The organism is Halopseudomonas pelagia CL-AP6, from assembly GCF_000410875.1.
Classification (GTDB): domain Bacteria; phylum Pseudomonadota; class Gammaproteobacteria; order Pseudomonadales; family Pseudomonadaceae; genus Halopseudomonas; species Halopseudomonas pelagia.
On record NZ_AROI01000023.1, the window covers coordinates 49,427 to 62,668 of the forward strand.

The following is a 13,242-nucleotide window of genomic DNA, read 5'->3' on the forward strand; positions in this document are numbered from 1 at the left end:
CGTTCAAAGCGGGCTGTTCCGAGCCGTTGTTCAGACCAGCACAGACCGCCGCCGAGCGTCTGCCTTGAAACCAGCCAATGTGCACGGCACTTTGCACCTTGGCCGAGCACACTGTGCCAGTCAGCTTAGATAGGCCGGCTGCCGTATTTGCTGTCAGGCTTTCTTGGCGGGTCCCCAACCACGTTAGGATCCACTTCCTGGATCTTTCCGCCCCTGGCCATGAACTCCTCCATCTGCCGCGCGAGCATTTCCCGCTCCCGCGCTTTGGCCTCAATTGACAGCCCTTCGAGCAGCTCTTCGGCGGTAGCCGCCTTCTTGCGTTTTTTAGCTGCGGGTTCATCACCCTCAGCACCACCGTCGTCCTCTACTTCCGGCAGATCATCCGAATCACCATCATCATCCGCGGCGTTCAGGTCATCCTCATCAATATCATCGTCACTCATTCAAGCCCCTCCCAAGGAAAACACGCTATTTATAGCTCAATGGGAGAATTTGGCTAGTACTGGCGACAATTTTTTTCTGTCAGCTTAACGCGCCAGCCCCTTTTGTCAGTCGCGCCAGTTGGTCCAGATCAGTCTGCACCCCGGAGGTTTCGCGAATACGCGTGAGAATTTCGCGCTTGAGTTCGATGAACGCCGGTTCAAGCTTCATGTCCTGATGCCGCTCGGCGGGCAGCGGCACATCATAGATACTGTCGATGCGGCCCGGTCTTGGCGCCATCAGCACGATCCGGCTTCCCAGATAGATAGCCTCCTCGACGTCATGCGTAACGAACAAAATGGTGCTCTTCTCCAACCGATGCACGTGACGAATCAGATCATGCATGACCTCGCGGGTTTGCGCGTCCAACGCCCCGAAAGGCTCATCCATTAACAGAATATCCGGCCGCGGCATCAGCGCCCTGGCAATAGCCACCCGCTGCTGCATGCCGCCGGACAACTGGCTGGGATAAGCGTCGGCAAAGGCCTTGAGACCCATCAGGCTGAGCAGCGCATCGGCCCGACCACTGGCCGTTTCCACATCCGACTGGCTGTAAACAGTATCCGATATGACTTTCAACTGCCGGCAGAAGCGGATGTTCTGCATCACCGTCAGCCAGGGGTAAAGGCTGTAATGCTGAAAAACCATCGCGCGGTCTACGCCTGGCCCGTCGATGGGCTGGTCATGCAGCAAAATCTCGCCATGGGAATGGGTCTCAAGGCCGGCGAGGATTCTCAGCAGAGTGGATTTGCCGCAACCGGAGGCCCCAACGAAGGTAATAAATTCGTTCGGCCGCACGTCCAGATTGACGCTGGTCAAGGCTTGAATGTCTTGCTCCCGGGTGCGGAATACCTTGCCGACGTCCCGGATGGCGATACAGGGCTGCTCCATGAATTACCTCTTCTGCCAGTGAAAGGCCCGACGACCGATCCAGCGGAACGCCTGATCGGTCAGTAGACCAATCAGGCCAATCAGCAGGATGCCGGCAAAAATCTTGTCGGTGTGCATGTAACGCTGAGCGCGCAGTATGGCGTAGCCCAGCCCGGAGTTGGACGCCACCAACTCGGCGACCACCAGATATGTCCAGGCCCAGCCGCAGGTAATGCGCAAGGTGTCGAGCAATGCCGGGCGAGCAGAGGGCAATATCACCAGGCGAATGATCTCGCTGCGGCTGGCGCCCATCGTCTGCGCTGCTTCGATCTGCGTCATGGGCACCCGGCGCACGTCTTCGGCCGCCATCAACGCCATCTGGAAAAAAGTACCGATGAAAATGATCAAAATTTTCGAGCTCTCGCCGATCCCCACCCAGAGCATAACCAGCGGGATAAACGCGACTGCTGGCATATAGCGGATGAAGTCGATCAACGGCTCCAGCGTCGCTTGCACCGGGCGATAGGTGCCCAGATACAAGCCCAACGGCAAGGCAATCAAGGCCGAGACCAGAAACCCAACCATAACCCGGTAGACGCTGATCGCGGTATCGTTCAGCAGTCCTTCGGTGGCCCACCAGCGCCAGAAGCGTTCAGCTACCGCGCCGGGGCCGGGCATGAATAGCGGATCGGCAAAGCCCAACAGCGTGTACAGCCACCAGGCCAGAAAGGGCGCGGCAAGACCTATGGCTGCCAGCACAGCGGTAGTGCGGCCACTCATGTCGCCGCGAATGACCCACCAGCGCGGACGGCTGACGCGAGCAGCAGCCACTGGCTTCTGTTCCGGAATCGGGACTTTTGCATTCATGGGGTCACCTCTTCTACGGGCAGATTCAATAGGGGGAGCGGCGCGCGTTGCCAACCGGTCGGCGGCGGGTAACCGCCCAAGGTCGCCAGACTCTCGACCGGCCATTGCTCAAGGCTGGTTTCAGGCGGGTCGAGTAACAGGCAGCGCCCGGCTCGTCCGGGAACCGTCGAAAGCGTTATTTCCCAAGGCACCTTCGCGCCAGCGATGCGGCCAAAGGAGAATTCACAGCTCATCATGAGCTCGACCTGATCAGCGCTCAGACCATTGATCTGCGCCGCGAGCGACAACCCTTTGCGTGCCGGCGTTGGCCGGTCAGCAACAAACATAAAGCAATCCCCGGCCAGCAGCAGGCAGCCCTGACGCGGGGCATCGCCCGCTGCCGCAAGCCAGATGGCCTGAGTAGAGCCAATAGACTCAGGTAGGCGCTGCCAGATTTCCACATAGCTACCATCCGGCGCCGTCTCCTGCACTTCATCCGGAGTAATAAATGTCATCAGGCCTACGTCCGTGCCGCTATCGGGATGGAAGTCCACCAGCCGGTGCCACTGGCAGCGATCCCCCTGCACCTCGGTAAGTCCAGCGAAGCCAGCCTGGCTGATGCGCTGGGTAATGCTCGTGGGTGCAGGATCAGGCAAACGCACATCAGCATGCAACGCGGGTGTCTGCAGCCAGAAAACGCGGGTGACGCGATCTTCGATACCATCGGCAGTGCGCAGCAGAGTGCGCTGCCAAACGCCTAAATAGGCGTCTGGTACATTATTCATGCGTAATACTCCGGAAAGCGTTTAAGACCCCGCCAGCAGGCCATATAGTGGTTGGGCCACAAGTGAGCGGCGGTGTCGCGGTGGGCAACGGCCATAGCTGCAATACCTCGGTCATGCGCAGGCCTCCAACCGCTCTATCAGCTCTGCGCTGGTGCACTGCTCACCGAAAATGCCTCCCTCTACGCCGATCATCCGCAGCGCGGCGCGGTGCAGGTCTGGATCTGGCGAAGCGCAAGCGTCGCTGACCGTCAGGCACCAGAACCCCAGATCGATCGCGGCGCGGAGGGTCGAGCTGACGCAGACCTCAGTGGTGACCCCGGCGAGCAGCAGGCAACTGATGCCACGATTGCGCAGTAGCAATTCGAGGTCGGTATGGGCGAAGGCACTGTATCCTGGCTTATCGATGACCGGCTCATACTCAAGTGGCTGCAGTTCGTCGATCAAACCGTGCCCGTACTCGCCGCGGATCAACAACCGGCCCATTGGGCCCTGCTGCCCAATCGGCGCTCCGCTGCGCTCTGCGCGCAGACGCTTCCACTCCGGCAGATCGGTCAGATCCGGACGGTGCCCCTCACGGGTGTGTACTACCAGCATGCCCGCCCGGCGTGCCGCCGATAACAACGCCTGCTGGGCTGCGATAGGCGCACGCAGGCATTGAATATCAAGGCCAGCCTGGCTGGCGTAACCACCGGTCGCGCAGAAGTCACGCTGCATATCGATCAACAGCAGCGCGCAGTGGGCGGGGTGCAGTCCGCTGCGCATATTCATGGCGCCAGAGCAAATTCGTGACGCACGGCGGCGGCGATACCCTCGACGATGTCACCGGCCAGGCGCGCACCTTTTTCCGCCGTGGAACCTTTGGCCGACGACAGCACGCCCGAAGGCGGCACCCAGTCCACGCGAGACGGATACATATCGTAGGGCGGAAAGTCCGCTGGCGGGTCATTTGGAATGCTATCCAGAGCGACCATCTGCGGGTGGTAGTGCAGCATCAGCGAGGTTTCGATCACCGCAGCGTGCTCCAGCGCAAAACCCGGAAAACCATCGGGGAAGATATCGACCAAGGTTTGCTCGCGGCAGAAGTCCCAATGTTCTAGACGCATCACTTCCAGATCGCAGTCGCGGCCCAGCTCACGCAGGGCAAGCTGGATGCCTTCGGCCACAAACCATTGATTCTCATAATGACCCAACACCAATACCAGGCGCTTCACGCCGTGGCGGGAAAATTCGCGCACGGCGTCCTGTACTAGCGCGGTCAGGGTGGCGCCATCCAGACTGGTGGTGCCACAAAAATGCTGACCACCTCCGCACTTGGGCTGGGATTTGTAACCGTACGCCAGCGCCGGCGCTACGATGCCACCGACCAGGGCTGCCACATCCGCACTGAGCGCGGTGGACAACAGCGCATCGGTGCCCAGCGGCAGGTGAGGGCCGTGCTGCTCAGTGGCTCCGCAGGGCAAAAACACCACTGCGCCAGCCTCGACGCGCCGCTGGTATTCCACCCAGCTAATCTGATCCATATACAGGTTGTTCATCAGGCCGTGCTCCTCGTCAATATGGGTTCAGGGCGTAGCATTAGCCGCCCATCCAAGAGCCACCATTGGGGCCCAGTATCTGTCCGGTAAAAAAACTCGCTGTGGGCGACAACAGAAAAGCCACGGCGGCGGCCACCTCTTCCGGTTTGCCGAAGCGCTGCGCCGGAATGGCAAGCTCTTTGGCCAGCCAGTCCGCGCTCATGTTTTCCGCTGTCAGCATTGGTGTTTCGATAGGCCCCGGCGCCACCGCGTTTATACGGATATGCGGCGCGAACTCACGTGCCAGCGAACGGGTCAAGCCGATAACCCCGGCCTTGGCGGTGCAATAGGCAACGTAATGCTCGCGGCCGAGAAAACCGAGATCAGAGCTGACGTTGACGATGCTGCCGGTCCCCGCCGCCTGCATACTCTTGAGGCCATGCCGGCAGCAGCGGTAAACCCCATCCAGATCTACCGCCATAACTCGCTGCCAATCCTGTTCGTCGGTGTTCAGAAAAGGTTTTTCCAGAATGATGCCGGCATTGTTCACCAGCCCCTGGAGTGGACCATCCGCGCAGACCTGCGCAAACATCACCTTCACCGCATCAGCCTGGGTTACATCGGCCTCGACAGCCCAGGCCTGGCCGCCGTCGGCGCGAATACGCTCGACGAGCCCGGCCGCCTGCTCGGTTTGTTCATGGTGGTTGATCCACACCTGCGCGCCACTTGCGGCGAGCAGGTGGGCGCAAGCCCGGCCAATCCCGGTGGTCGCTCCGGTAATCAGGATGCGCTGGTTATCAAGCCGGTAATCAATCATCAGTGCATCACCTCGCCATGACTGACTACCAGCGCCTGGCCGGTGATCGCCTGTGACAGTGGGCTGCCAAGAAACAGGAAGGTGCCGGCTAGTTGCGCTGGCGTCAGCAGCTCGGGAATCACCTGCCCGGCAAGAACCTGTGCCAGCTCCTGCTCCTCGCTGCGGCCGCTGGCCTGTGCCATTACCCGCAGCGAGGCCATGGCTGCGTCGGTGCCGACCCAACCTGGGCAAACCGCGTTAACGCGTATACGCCGACTGCCTAATTCCCAGGCCAGGGAACGGGTAAGGCCGATTACCGCGTGCTTGCTCGCGCAATAGGCCGAGAACCCCGCCACCGCGCTAAGCCCCCAGATCGAGGCCTGATTGATGACACTGCCGCCATCGCGCAGCAGCGGTAACAGAGCACGCGTAAGGCGAACCATGCTCACCACATTGTTGTCGAGCTGGGCCTGCCAGCGCTGATTGGCCATAGGCTGGTCGTCGATCAGCGGCGTAGGCAATTCCATTCCGGCGTTGTTGATCAAGACGTCCACGGGCATACCGTCTGCGTGCAACCAATCGGCACAGCGCAATACCTCGGCATCATCGGCAAGATCCACACAGAAAGACCTGATCCGGTTAGCCGCTGCGCTGCTGTGCTCAGCAAGCTGACGGGCAACCACCTGCAGAGCTTCCGCGTTGCGATCGAGCAGCACCAGATCTGCGCCCTGGCTGGCAAACGCCTGAGCCAGGCCCTTGCCGATACCGCTGGCGGCACCGCTTATCACCACGCACTGGTTGCTGTAATTGAGGGTCTGCATGGTCAGACCGCCGTCAGAAACGACACGCCCACGGCGCCGTAAAAGCCTTGGGCGCGCTGGGGCCCTTCGCCGAAGTGACCGTAGTCGTCATCGGTGACCCGGCGCAGCCGGTGCCGGTGAAAGCTGCTGACCAGCTCCTTCATCGGCACGACCTGCCGGTAGCCGTCGCTGTAAAGCTGCGCGTGCAAGGCGGGCAAGCGATACCAGGGCGCCACCGGCTTCTCGTGGTGCGCATTGTGATAACTGAAGTTGAGCACCAGTAGATTCAGTACCGGCCAGCGCAATGACACCAGATTGCTGAAGGTGTTCTGCTGCTCGTAGGCCCGGTCACGCAACTTGTCAGCCGGGATGTCCCCTTCCTCAAGCACTGCGAACGCGTCGTAGGTGTGCTGATAGGCATCGGTAAAGCGCAGTACGGTAATCATGATCAACCAGGCCACCGCGTAAAGCACCAGCGCCACCGGGGACAGCCAGCCAAGCAGCGCAAAAGCCGCAAGCCGAACCGCCATCGTCAAGGCGACAGCGGGACGACGGGCGCGTTGCTTGTCGCTCTTGCTGATGAACGGCAACAGAATCACGTAGCCATGCAGCAGCAACTCGACGGCGGGAATGTAGGCCCACTCCAAGGCCAATATCGCCTTGCGCACCCACGCCGGCAAAGCGTTGATGAAGCGCTTGCTGTCAAAGGTGAGCACATCGGCACGGTCGACATGATGGCGCATATGCTTGCGCCGCAGATCCTGGAATGCGGCATAACAGCCACCGGTCATCCAGCTGAACACCACGCCGGCCCGAGCGTTGTGCGCCGGCACGCTGAATATGGTGCCGTGGGCGAATTCGTGTATCAAGTAAGCGCCGATGACCATCGCATGAGCAAGCAGCAGTGTGCCGCCCGCCTTCAGCAGCCAGGCGTCGGCAAGCAACAGACCTATACCCACAACATACCCGGCCAAGCTGTAGGTCATGGCTAGCATATTGGGCAGGGTGCCGTCGGCATAACGGAACAGAGGTTTTCGCTTGGAAGCGGGCTTGGACGTAGACATAGCTCCTCCGGTTGGCAGCTTTAAGGATGCGGCCCAGGTTATTTGTTCAGGGCTTCAACGAGGCTGGCATCAAAGGTATCGGCGAAGTCAGGTGCTACACTGATCTGCTGGTTCTTGATCAGAATATCGGCAATGACCGCGCCACTACCGAAGAACGACATCGTCGACTCGGACTCTTCAAAATTCCGCGCCATTTCGCTCAATGGAATGTTGTAAACACCCTCCATCTGCTCGATCGCTTCTTCGCCGCTGACACCCAGCACTTCACCAATGATGACGGCGGACTCCTCGGGGTTTGCGGCCATGTATTCCAGCCCTGCCTGATAGCCTTTGATCATCGCGGTAATGGCAGCGCTGTTGTTGGCAATGACTTTCTCGTCGAACACCAGTACGTCGGTGATCAGGCCAGGCGCCTCCTTCGAGGAATAGACCACATGGAAACGTTCACCCTGACCCATCCCCACGATCTGCGACACGTTGGGCTCGTAGGTCACACCCACAGGCAGATTACCCGAGGCCATGGCACTGGGGATGGCCTCTGGAGTCATGTTGACCGGACGAATATCCACTTCACTCATACCATTGACCTGCAGCGCATAGGCAAGCAGGAAGTCGGAAGGCGACAGCGGGTTGTAGCCCACTTGCTTACCCTTGAAGTCGGCAACAGAAGTGATGGATTTGTCCGCCACGATCGCGTCCCCGCCATCGGAAAAATCGATCGGCATCACCACCCGGTGCTTGAGCCCCTTTGCGACCGAGCCTACGACCTGGTCATAGGTCAGCATGCCGCCGTCCACCGCCCGGCTAGCCATAGCCGAGGGAATTAAGGCCGGATCGTTGAAAAACTGCAGATTCACATCCAGGCCGAACTGTTCATACAAGTCCAGCTTGTCGGCAACATAGAAGGGACCATAACCGGCCCAAACCACGGTACCTATGGTCAGCGAATCATCTGCCTGCGCAGCAAGGGGAGACATCAATGCGGCGGCAGCCAGACTGGCGCCAACCAGGGTCTTGCGGATAGAACGGATCAGTGGGGCGGTCATGGTCCAACTCCTACTCGGTGAGAAAAAGGCACGGGGACGCGTCGTCATGACGATCTCCCGGGCTTTTATCCCGCCGTGTAGCTCTCATCCTGAGAACCGGAAAACTCTCGGACCAGACATCTGACTGCGTCAGACCGGAACCCTAGTTCGCCTAGGTACCACTCCTATTGTGTGATGCGTCATGAGTCATGCCGACTCATCCCGTTTCACAGAATACTAATGCACGCTTGGTGCCAGCTTTCCACACCAAGGAATTATCTTTAACAATTTCAGCATGTTATTGGCATAACTTGCCTGGATAAGGCCTCGACCTACCGCTCAGCAAAAGAATAGCGCCCGATCTGAGTGCAGCCTCTCCCTGCAACGGTGCAGGATTGCAGCTCTCAAACGAAACATACTGGGCGCGGTTTCTTTCTAAAACAAAGCGCAGCAATCACATCGCCCGCACGCTATCAATCTGCTTGGCTAGAAGCAGCGTTTCATGCTCTTCCAGCGCCAACAATTCTTCCATCAACTCGCGTACCTCAGGGGTTGGAGCGCGCCCTGCAGCAGAACGGTAAAGCTCTATCAACTGGTTGTGGATAGCAAAAATCTCTTCGCTGATCTCCTCAAAACCCAGGCCAACAAAAGACAGCGTCTGACGCTTGTCGGCTGGCAGCTTTTCACTCAGATGCTCGTACAACCAGGTGTGCAGTGCGCCAGCATCCCCGTGCTGCTTGATCTTGCTCACCACATCATTGAGTTTGCGCTCATGATCAGCCAGATACTCGAGCAACCATTTGGCCTTTTCACCTGACTCCCCGGTCATGCCTTGCTCCAGACGTTCAGCCAGATTGCGGTGCAGTGCACCGGTCCACTCAATCAGTTCCTCGTAGGTTTCTGCCTGCATTTTCTTATCCACCATATTCAGCTCCATTCCACATGAGGTTGCGTTACCGCTAAGACCCCATGCCCTCTGGTTAGTTTAGCCTGAGTTAAGGCTAGCTCGTGAGAGCATCGCGCCAGGTTACCCGCTGAAACGAAACAGGGCGCCTGAAGGCGCCCTGTTGGGTACTGCATGAGTAGTCTCAGTCAGCGTTATTTCTTGCTGCTGGTGAACTCGGGGTAGGCTTCCATACCGCACTCAGAAAGATCCACACCGCCGTACTCTTCCTCTTCGGTAACCCGGATGCCCATGACCGCCTTGAGAATGATCCAGAGAATCAGGCTGGTGATGAACACCCAAAGGAAGATGGAGATGATGCCCAGCAGCTGGCCGCCGATGGTGGCATCGCTGTTGGTCAGCAGAACCGCCAGCACACCCCAGATACCCACCACACCGTGGACGGAGATTGCACCGACCGGATCGTCGATCTTGATCTTGTCGAAGCCGAGAATGGAGAACACCACCAGCACACCACCGACCGCACCGATCAGAGTAGCCTGGAAGCCACCAGGAGACAGTGGATCAGCTGTAATAGCAACCAGACCAGCCAGAGCACCGTTCAGCGCCATGGTCAGGTCAGCCTTGCCAAACAGAATACGAGCGACAATCAGGGCGGCGATCAGACCACCGGCAGCAGAGGCGTTAGTGTTGACGAACACCTGAGCCACTGCGTTAGCGTCTTCGATGTTGGACACGATCAACTGCGAACCACCGTTGAAGCCGAACCAGCCCAGCCACAGGATGAAAGTACCCAGAGTGGCCAGCGGCAGGTTGGCGCCGGGGATCGCATTGATCTGACCGTTGGAGCCGTACTTGCCCTTACGTGGCCCGAGGATGATCACGCCAGCCAGAGCCGCAGAGGCGCCTGCCAAGTGAACGATACCGGAACCGGCGAAGTCACTGAAACCAGCTTCCGACAGGAACCCGCCGCCCCAGCTCCAGTAACCCTGGATCGGGTAAATAAAGCCCGTCATGATCACAGCAAAGGTCAGGAAGGCGAATAGCTTCATGCGCTCAGCTACCGCACCGGAAACGATCGACATCGCCGTGGCAACAAACACCACCTGGAAGAAGAAGTCAGCACGAGCCGAGTAGTAGGGGGCGTCATCGCCGCCTGCCAGCACGTCTTCGACCGCATTTTCGCTACCGATCAGCAGACCCAGGTTCGGCATGATGCCGCCCTCGTCGCCGGAGTACATGATGTAGTAACCGACCAACAGGTACATCACGCTGGCAATGGCATACAGCGTGATGTTCTTGGTAAGAATTTCAGTGGTGTTCTTGGCGCGAACCAGACCGGACTCGAGCATGGCAAAACCCGCTGCCATCCACATGACCAGTGCACCACAGATCAGAAAGTAGAACGTATCAAGCGCGTACTTGATTTGGACGATATCTTCCATAATAAGCCCCCCATGTAGGCTTAGTTACTGCATTCAGTGAACGAGGTGACTGCTCAGACTGCGTCTGTGCCCGTCTCGCCGGTACGGATTCGGACAGCCTGTTCCAGGTTGACCACGAAGATTTTGCCATCGCCGATCTTGCCGGTGTTGGCCGCCTTGGTAATGGATTCAATGACGCGATCCAGCATGTCGTCACCAATGGCCACGTCGATCTTCACCTTGGGCAGAAAATCCACTACATACTCTGCGCCGCGATACAGCTCGGTGTGACCCTTCTGCCGGCCAAAACCCTTGACCTCTGTCACGGTGATGCCCTGAACGCCGATTTCGGAGAGTGCTTCACGCACGTCGTCCAATTTAAAAGGCTTGATAACAGCCGTTACTAATTTCATTTTGTTTCTCCCGATTGATGGACTGCCCTGGGGGACAGGACCAGTCTATGCCGAGTTAGAGGCTTTTAGAAACGGACAATGCACAGATGTTGTTGCAGTCGTCCGCACCGGCAGCACACTCCGGCAGGGCAACGGCTGTCATAGCCTTTATCAACTGCTTCATCTTCTTATGCTCCTTGGATGGCTTTTTGCAAAGTCATGCTGCTCAGAGGCGGAATGCGCGAAAAGGTTACTCCGCCCAATTCAGCTGTAAAGTGCGTTGCAGAAAGCCTGCCAGTTTTCATTTATCGCTATATTTCAATCAGTTAAGCCTGAAACCCATGCCATACCCTGGCCATTCGCTTTTATCAGCGCACCGTATTGGTGCGCCTAGCTTTTGCGACGTCCTTATATCGGGCATAAATCCAAGGCGCGCGGAAATGGCACGCGAAGACACCGGGATGTTAGACTCAGCAATCACAAACCGGACCGCTCCTGGAGCGGCCTCATCGCCAGCTAACAGGTTGTACAGTCATGTTGCATAAAGTCTTGATTGGTGCGGTAAGCAGCCAGGCCACACGCCTGCTGATGAGCGAAAAAGGCTTGCCTGCGCCGGACATGGAAAAACACCTCAAAAGCCTTCTGCAAAGTGCTCTGGCGAAACTCGACGTGGTCAGCCGCGATGAGTTCGAGACCCAGCAAGTGGTACTGCAACGCACCCGCGAAAGGCTCGAGGCACTGGAAAAGCGCGTCGCCGAAATGGAGCAACGCGCTCAACCCCCGTCCGTCTGAGCTACCAAGACGGGCTGATCAAGGAGCGATCATGTCTCTGGCTATTGTTCACAGCCGCGCCAAACTGGGTATACAAGCGCCAGCTGTTACCGTTGAAGTGCATCTGGCCAATGGCATGCCCAGCCTGACACTGGTCGGCCTGCCGGAGACCGCCGTCAAGGAAAGCAAGGACCGTGTACGCAGTGCGCTGCAGAACGCCAACCTGGATTTTCCCAGCCTCAAACGCATCACCATCAACCTCGCCCCCGCCGATCTGCCCAAAGAGGGCGGACGCTTTGATCTGGCCATAGCACTGGGGCTCCTGGCCGCCAGCGGGCAAATACCCGCCGATAGCCTGGAACACTGCGAATGCCTTGGCGAGTTGGCGCTGTCCGGCGAACTGCGCCCGGTGCAGGGCGTGTTACCCGCCGCGCTGGCCTGCCGTGAACAGCAAAGAACGCTACTGCTGCCCCGCGCCAATGCTGCCGAAGCGGCGCTGGTGCGCGGGGTGCGCATTATCGCCGCGGATCACTTGTTGCAGCTGTGCGAACATTTACGCGGGGAACGCCAGTTGCAACCGGTTCCGACTGACAGCCAGCCCCAGGCGGCTACCGGGCTCGCTGATCTGATCGATGTGCAGGGCCAGGCTCAGGCCAAACGCGCGCTGATCGTCGCCGCCAGCGGCAATCACAATCTGCTGCTTTTTGGTCCTCCCGGCACCGGCAAAACGCTGCTGGCCAGCCGCCTGCCGGGCATCTTGCCGGCGCTGACCGAACATGAAGCCTTGGAAGTTGCCGCCATTCAATCGGTCTGTGGCAGCGAGCCGCTGCAAGCCTGGCCAGTGCGGCCGTTTCGCTCGCCCCATCATGGTGCATCCGCTGCCGCATTGGTTGGCGGCGGCAGCCAACCCCGGCCCGGCGAGATAAGCCAGGCGCATCAGGGCGTACTGTTTCTGGATGAACTACCGGAATTCGACCGCAAGGTATTGGAGATGCTGCGCGAGCCGATGGAATCCGGGGTGATTCATATCGCCAGAGCGCGCGAGCAGTTGAGTTTTCCCGCACGCTTTCAATTAATAGCCGCAATGAACCCCTGCCCATGCGGTTACCAGGGTGACGCATCCGGGCGTTGCCGCTGTTCGCCAGAGCAGGTGCAACGCTACCGCAGCAAACTCTCCGGCCCCTTGCTCGACCGTATAGACCTGCACCTGGCCATGCATAACGAACCTTTCAGCCTCGCCGGCCAGACCCAGGGCGACCTCGATAGCAGCAGCGCAGCAAAGCAGGTAAGCATGGCAAGAGCACGTCAACTGGCCCGCCAGACCTGCCTGAACGCGCATCTGGATCTGGCCGGTTTGCGAGACCACTGCCAACTGAGCGACGCAGATGGGCAATGGCTGGAGCAGGCTATCGAGCGTCTGGGGCTGTCACGCAGGGCCAGTCACAAAGTGCTGAAGGTGGGCCGCACACTGGCGGATCTGGCCGGAGAGAGCTCGATCAGCCGTCAGCACTTGGCAGAGGCGCTACAATATCGGCAGTTGGACCGGCGCTTATTGGGTTGAGTAGACCAAC

15 protein-coding genes and 1 riboswitch are annotated in these 13,242 nt (G+C 58.9%); of the genes, 2 read left to right on the forward strand and 13 right to left on the reverse strand.

From position 1 onward, the window contains the following. Window positions 1-125: 125 nt before the first annotated feature. The 13 genes from K787_RS0116440 to glnK form a co-directional block, all read right to left on the reverse strand. Window positions 126-443 carry a hypothetical protein gene (locus K787_RS0116440; RefSeq protein ID WP_022963907.1) on the reverse strand — a complete coding sequence of 106 codons (318 nt, stop codon included), beginning with the start codon at window positions 441-443 and terminating at the stop codon, window positions 126-128. A gap of 79 nt (window positions 444-522) precedes the next feature. Beyond that, window positions 523-1,371: an ABC transporter ATP-binding protein gene (locus tag K787_RS0116445; protein ID WP_022963908.1), complete on the reverse strand. Its 849-nt coding sequence runs from the start codon at window positions 1,369-1,371 to the stop codon at window positions 523-525. Between the two features lie 3 nt (window positions 1,372-1,374). Further along, on the reverse strand, window positions 1,375-2,217 hold the full coding sequence (locus K787_RS0116450) for an ABC transporter permease (protein WP_022963909.1): 843 nt from the start codon (window positions 2,215-2,217) through the stop codon (window positions 1,375-1,377). Then, complete coding sequence (locus K787_RS23455) at window positions 2,214-2,981, reverse strand: hypothetical protein (protein ID WP_022963910.1); 768 nt, start codon at window positions 2,979-2,981, stop codon at window positions 2,214-2,216. The genes K787_RS0116450 and K787_RS23455 overlap by 4 nt, the downstream gene beginning before the upstream one ends. Before the next feature lie 111 nt (window positions 2,982-3,092). After that, on the reverse strand, window positions 3,093-3,749 hold the full coding sequence (locus K787_RS0116460) for a cysteine hydrolase family protein (RefSeq protein ID WP_028615024.1): 657 nt from the start codon (window positions 3,747-3,749) through the stop codon (window positions 3,093-3,095). After that, on the reverse strand, window positions 3,746-4,516 hold the full coding sequence (locus K787_RS0116465; protein WP_022963912.1) for a creatininase: 771 nt from the start codon (window positions 4,514-4,516) through the stop codon (window positions 3,746-3,748). Before K787_RS0116465 ends, K787_RS0116460 begins: the two co-directional genes overlap by 4 nt. A gap of 40 nt (window positions 4,517-4,556) precedes the next feature. Next, a complete protein-coding gene (locus tag K787_RS0116470; protein WP_022963913.1) occupies window positions 4,557-5,312 on the reverse strand; it encodes an SDR family NAD(P)-dependent oxidoreductase in 756 nt (251 codons plus the stop codon). Next, a complete protein-coding gene (locus tag K787_RS0116475) occupies window positions 5,312-6,112 on the reverse strand; it encodes an SDR family NAD(P)-dependent oxidoreductase (protein WP_022963914.1) in 801 nt (266 codons plus the stop codon). The genes K787_RS0116470 and K787_RS0116475 overlap by 1 nt, the downstream gene beginning before the upstream one ends. 2 nt (window positions 6,113-6,114) lie before the next feature. Beyond that, a complete protein-coding gene (locus tag K787_RS0116480) occupies window positions 6,115-7,155 on the reverse strand; it encodes a fatty acid desaturase family protein (protein WP_022963915.1) in 1,041 nt (346 codons plus the stop codon). A gap of 38 nt (window positions 7,156-7,193) precedes the next feature. Beyond that, entirely contained in the window at window positions 7,194-8,201 is a 1,008-nt protein-coding gene (locus K787_RS0116485; RefSeq protein ID WP_022963916.1) for an ABC transporter substrate-binding protein, read from the reverse strand. 52 nt (window positions 8,202-8,253) lie between these two features. Beyond that, window positions 8,254-8,358, reverse strand: a riboswitch (guanidine-I (ykkC/yxkD leader). Between the two features lie 276 nt (window positions 8,359-8,634). Beyond that, complete coding sequence (locus tag K787_RS0116490) at window positions 8,635-9,105, reverse strand: hypothetical protein (RefSeq protein ID WP_022963917.1); 471 nt, start codon at window positions 9,103-9,105, stop codon at window positions 8,635-8,637. 173 nt (window positions 9,106-9,278) lie between these two features. After that, the gene (locus tag K787_RS0116495) at window positions 9,279-10,529 is read right to left on the reverse strand and encodes an ammonium transporter AmtB (RefSeq protein WP_022963918.1); all 1,251 of its coding nucleotides are present in this window, start codon (window positions 10,527-10,529) and stop codon (window positions 9,279-9,281) included. 53 nt (window positions 10,530-10,582) lie between these two features. After that, the gene (glnK, locus tag K787_RS0116500; RefSeq protein WP_022963919.1) at window positions 10,583-10,921 is read right to left on the reverse strand and encodes a P-II family nitrogen regulator; all 339 of its coding nucleotides are present in this window, start codon (window positions 10,919-10,921) and stop codon (window positions 10,583-10,585) included. Between the two features lie 513 nt (window positions 10,922-11,434). On the opposite strand from glnK, the gene K787_RS0116510 reads away from it, so the two are divergent. Next, window positions 11,435-11,692 carry an accessory factor UbiK family protein gene (locus tag K787_RS0116510; RefSeq protein ID WP_022963921.1) on the forward strand — a complete coding sequence of 86 codons (258 nt, stop codon included), beginning with the start codon at window positions 11,435-11,437 and terminating at the stop codon, window positions 11,690-11,692. A gap of 31 nt (window positions 11,693-11,723) precedes the next feature. Next, window positions 11,724-13,232 (forward strand): YifB family Mg chelatase-like AAA ATPase, encoded by a 1,509-nt coding sequence (locus tag K787_RS0116515; RefSeq protein ID WP_022963922.1) that lies wholly within the window; start codon window positions 11,724-11,726, stop codon window positions 13,230-13,232. Window positions 13,233-13,242 lie beyond the last annotated feature (10 nt).

Coding starts and splice junctions, on each gene's coding strand:
- K787_RS0116495 (WP_022963918.1), bottom strand. CDS start 10,529: ATGGAAGATATCGTCCAAATCAAGTACGCGCTTGATACGTTCTACTTT.
- K787_RS0116490 (WP_022963917.1), bottom strand. CDS start 9,105: ATGGTGGATAAGAAAATGCAGGCAGAAACCTACGAGGAACTGATTGAG.
- K787_RS0116465 (WP_022963912.1), bottom strand. CDS start 4,516: ATGAACAACCTGTATATGGATCAGATTAGCTGGGTGGAATACCAGCGG.
- K787_RS0116515 (WP_022963922.1), top strand. CDS start 11,724: ATGTCTCTGGCTATTGTTCACAGCCGCGCCAAACTGGGTATACAAGCG.
- K787_RS0116510 (WP_022963921.1), top strand. CDS start 11,435: ATGTTGCATAAAGTCTTGATTGGTGCGGTAAGCAGCCAGGCCACACGC.
- K787_RS0116470 (WP_022963913.1), bottom strand. CDS start 5,312: ATGATTGATTACCGGCTTGATAACCAGCGCATCCTGATTACCGGAGCG.
- glnK (WP_022963919.1), bottom strand. CDS start 10,921: ATGAAATTAGTAACGGCTGTTATCAAGCCTTTTAAATTGGACGACGTG.
- K787_RS0116485 (WP_022963916.1), bottom strand. CDS start 8,201: ATGACCGCCCCACTGATCCGTTCTATCCGCAAGACCCTGGTTGGCGCC.
- K787_RS0116445 (WP_022963908.1), bottom strand. CDS start 1,371: ATGGAGCAGCCCTGTATCGCCATCCGGGACGTCGGCAAGGTATTCCGC.
- K787_RS0116440 (WP_022963907.1), bottom strand. CDS start 443: ATGAGTGACGATGATATTGATGAGGATGACCTGAACGCCGCGGATGAT.
- K787_RS0116460 (WP_028615024.1), bottom strand. CDS start 3,749: ATGAATATGCGCAGCGGACTGCACCCCGCCCACTGCGCGCTGCTGTTG.
- K787_RS0116475 (WP_022963914.1), bottom strand. CDS start 6,112: ATGCAGACCCTCAATTACAGCAACCAGTGCGTGGTGATAAGCGGTGCC.
- K787_RS23455 (WP_022963910.1), bottom strand. CDS start 2,981: ATGAATAATGTACCAGACGCCTATTTAGGCGTTTGGCAGCGCACTCTG.
- K787_RS0116480 (WP_022963915.1), bottom strand. CDS start 7,155: ATGTCTACGTCCAAGCCCGCTTCCAAGCGAAAACCTCTGTTCCGTTAT.
- K787_RS0116450 (WP_022963909.1), bottom strand. CDS start 2,217: ATGAATGCAAAAGTCCCGATTCCGGAACAGAAGCCAGTGGCTGCTGCT.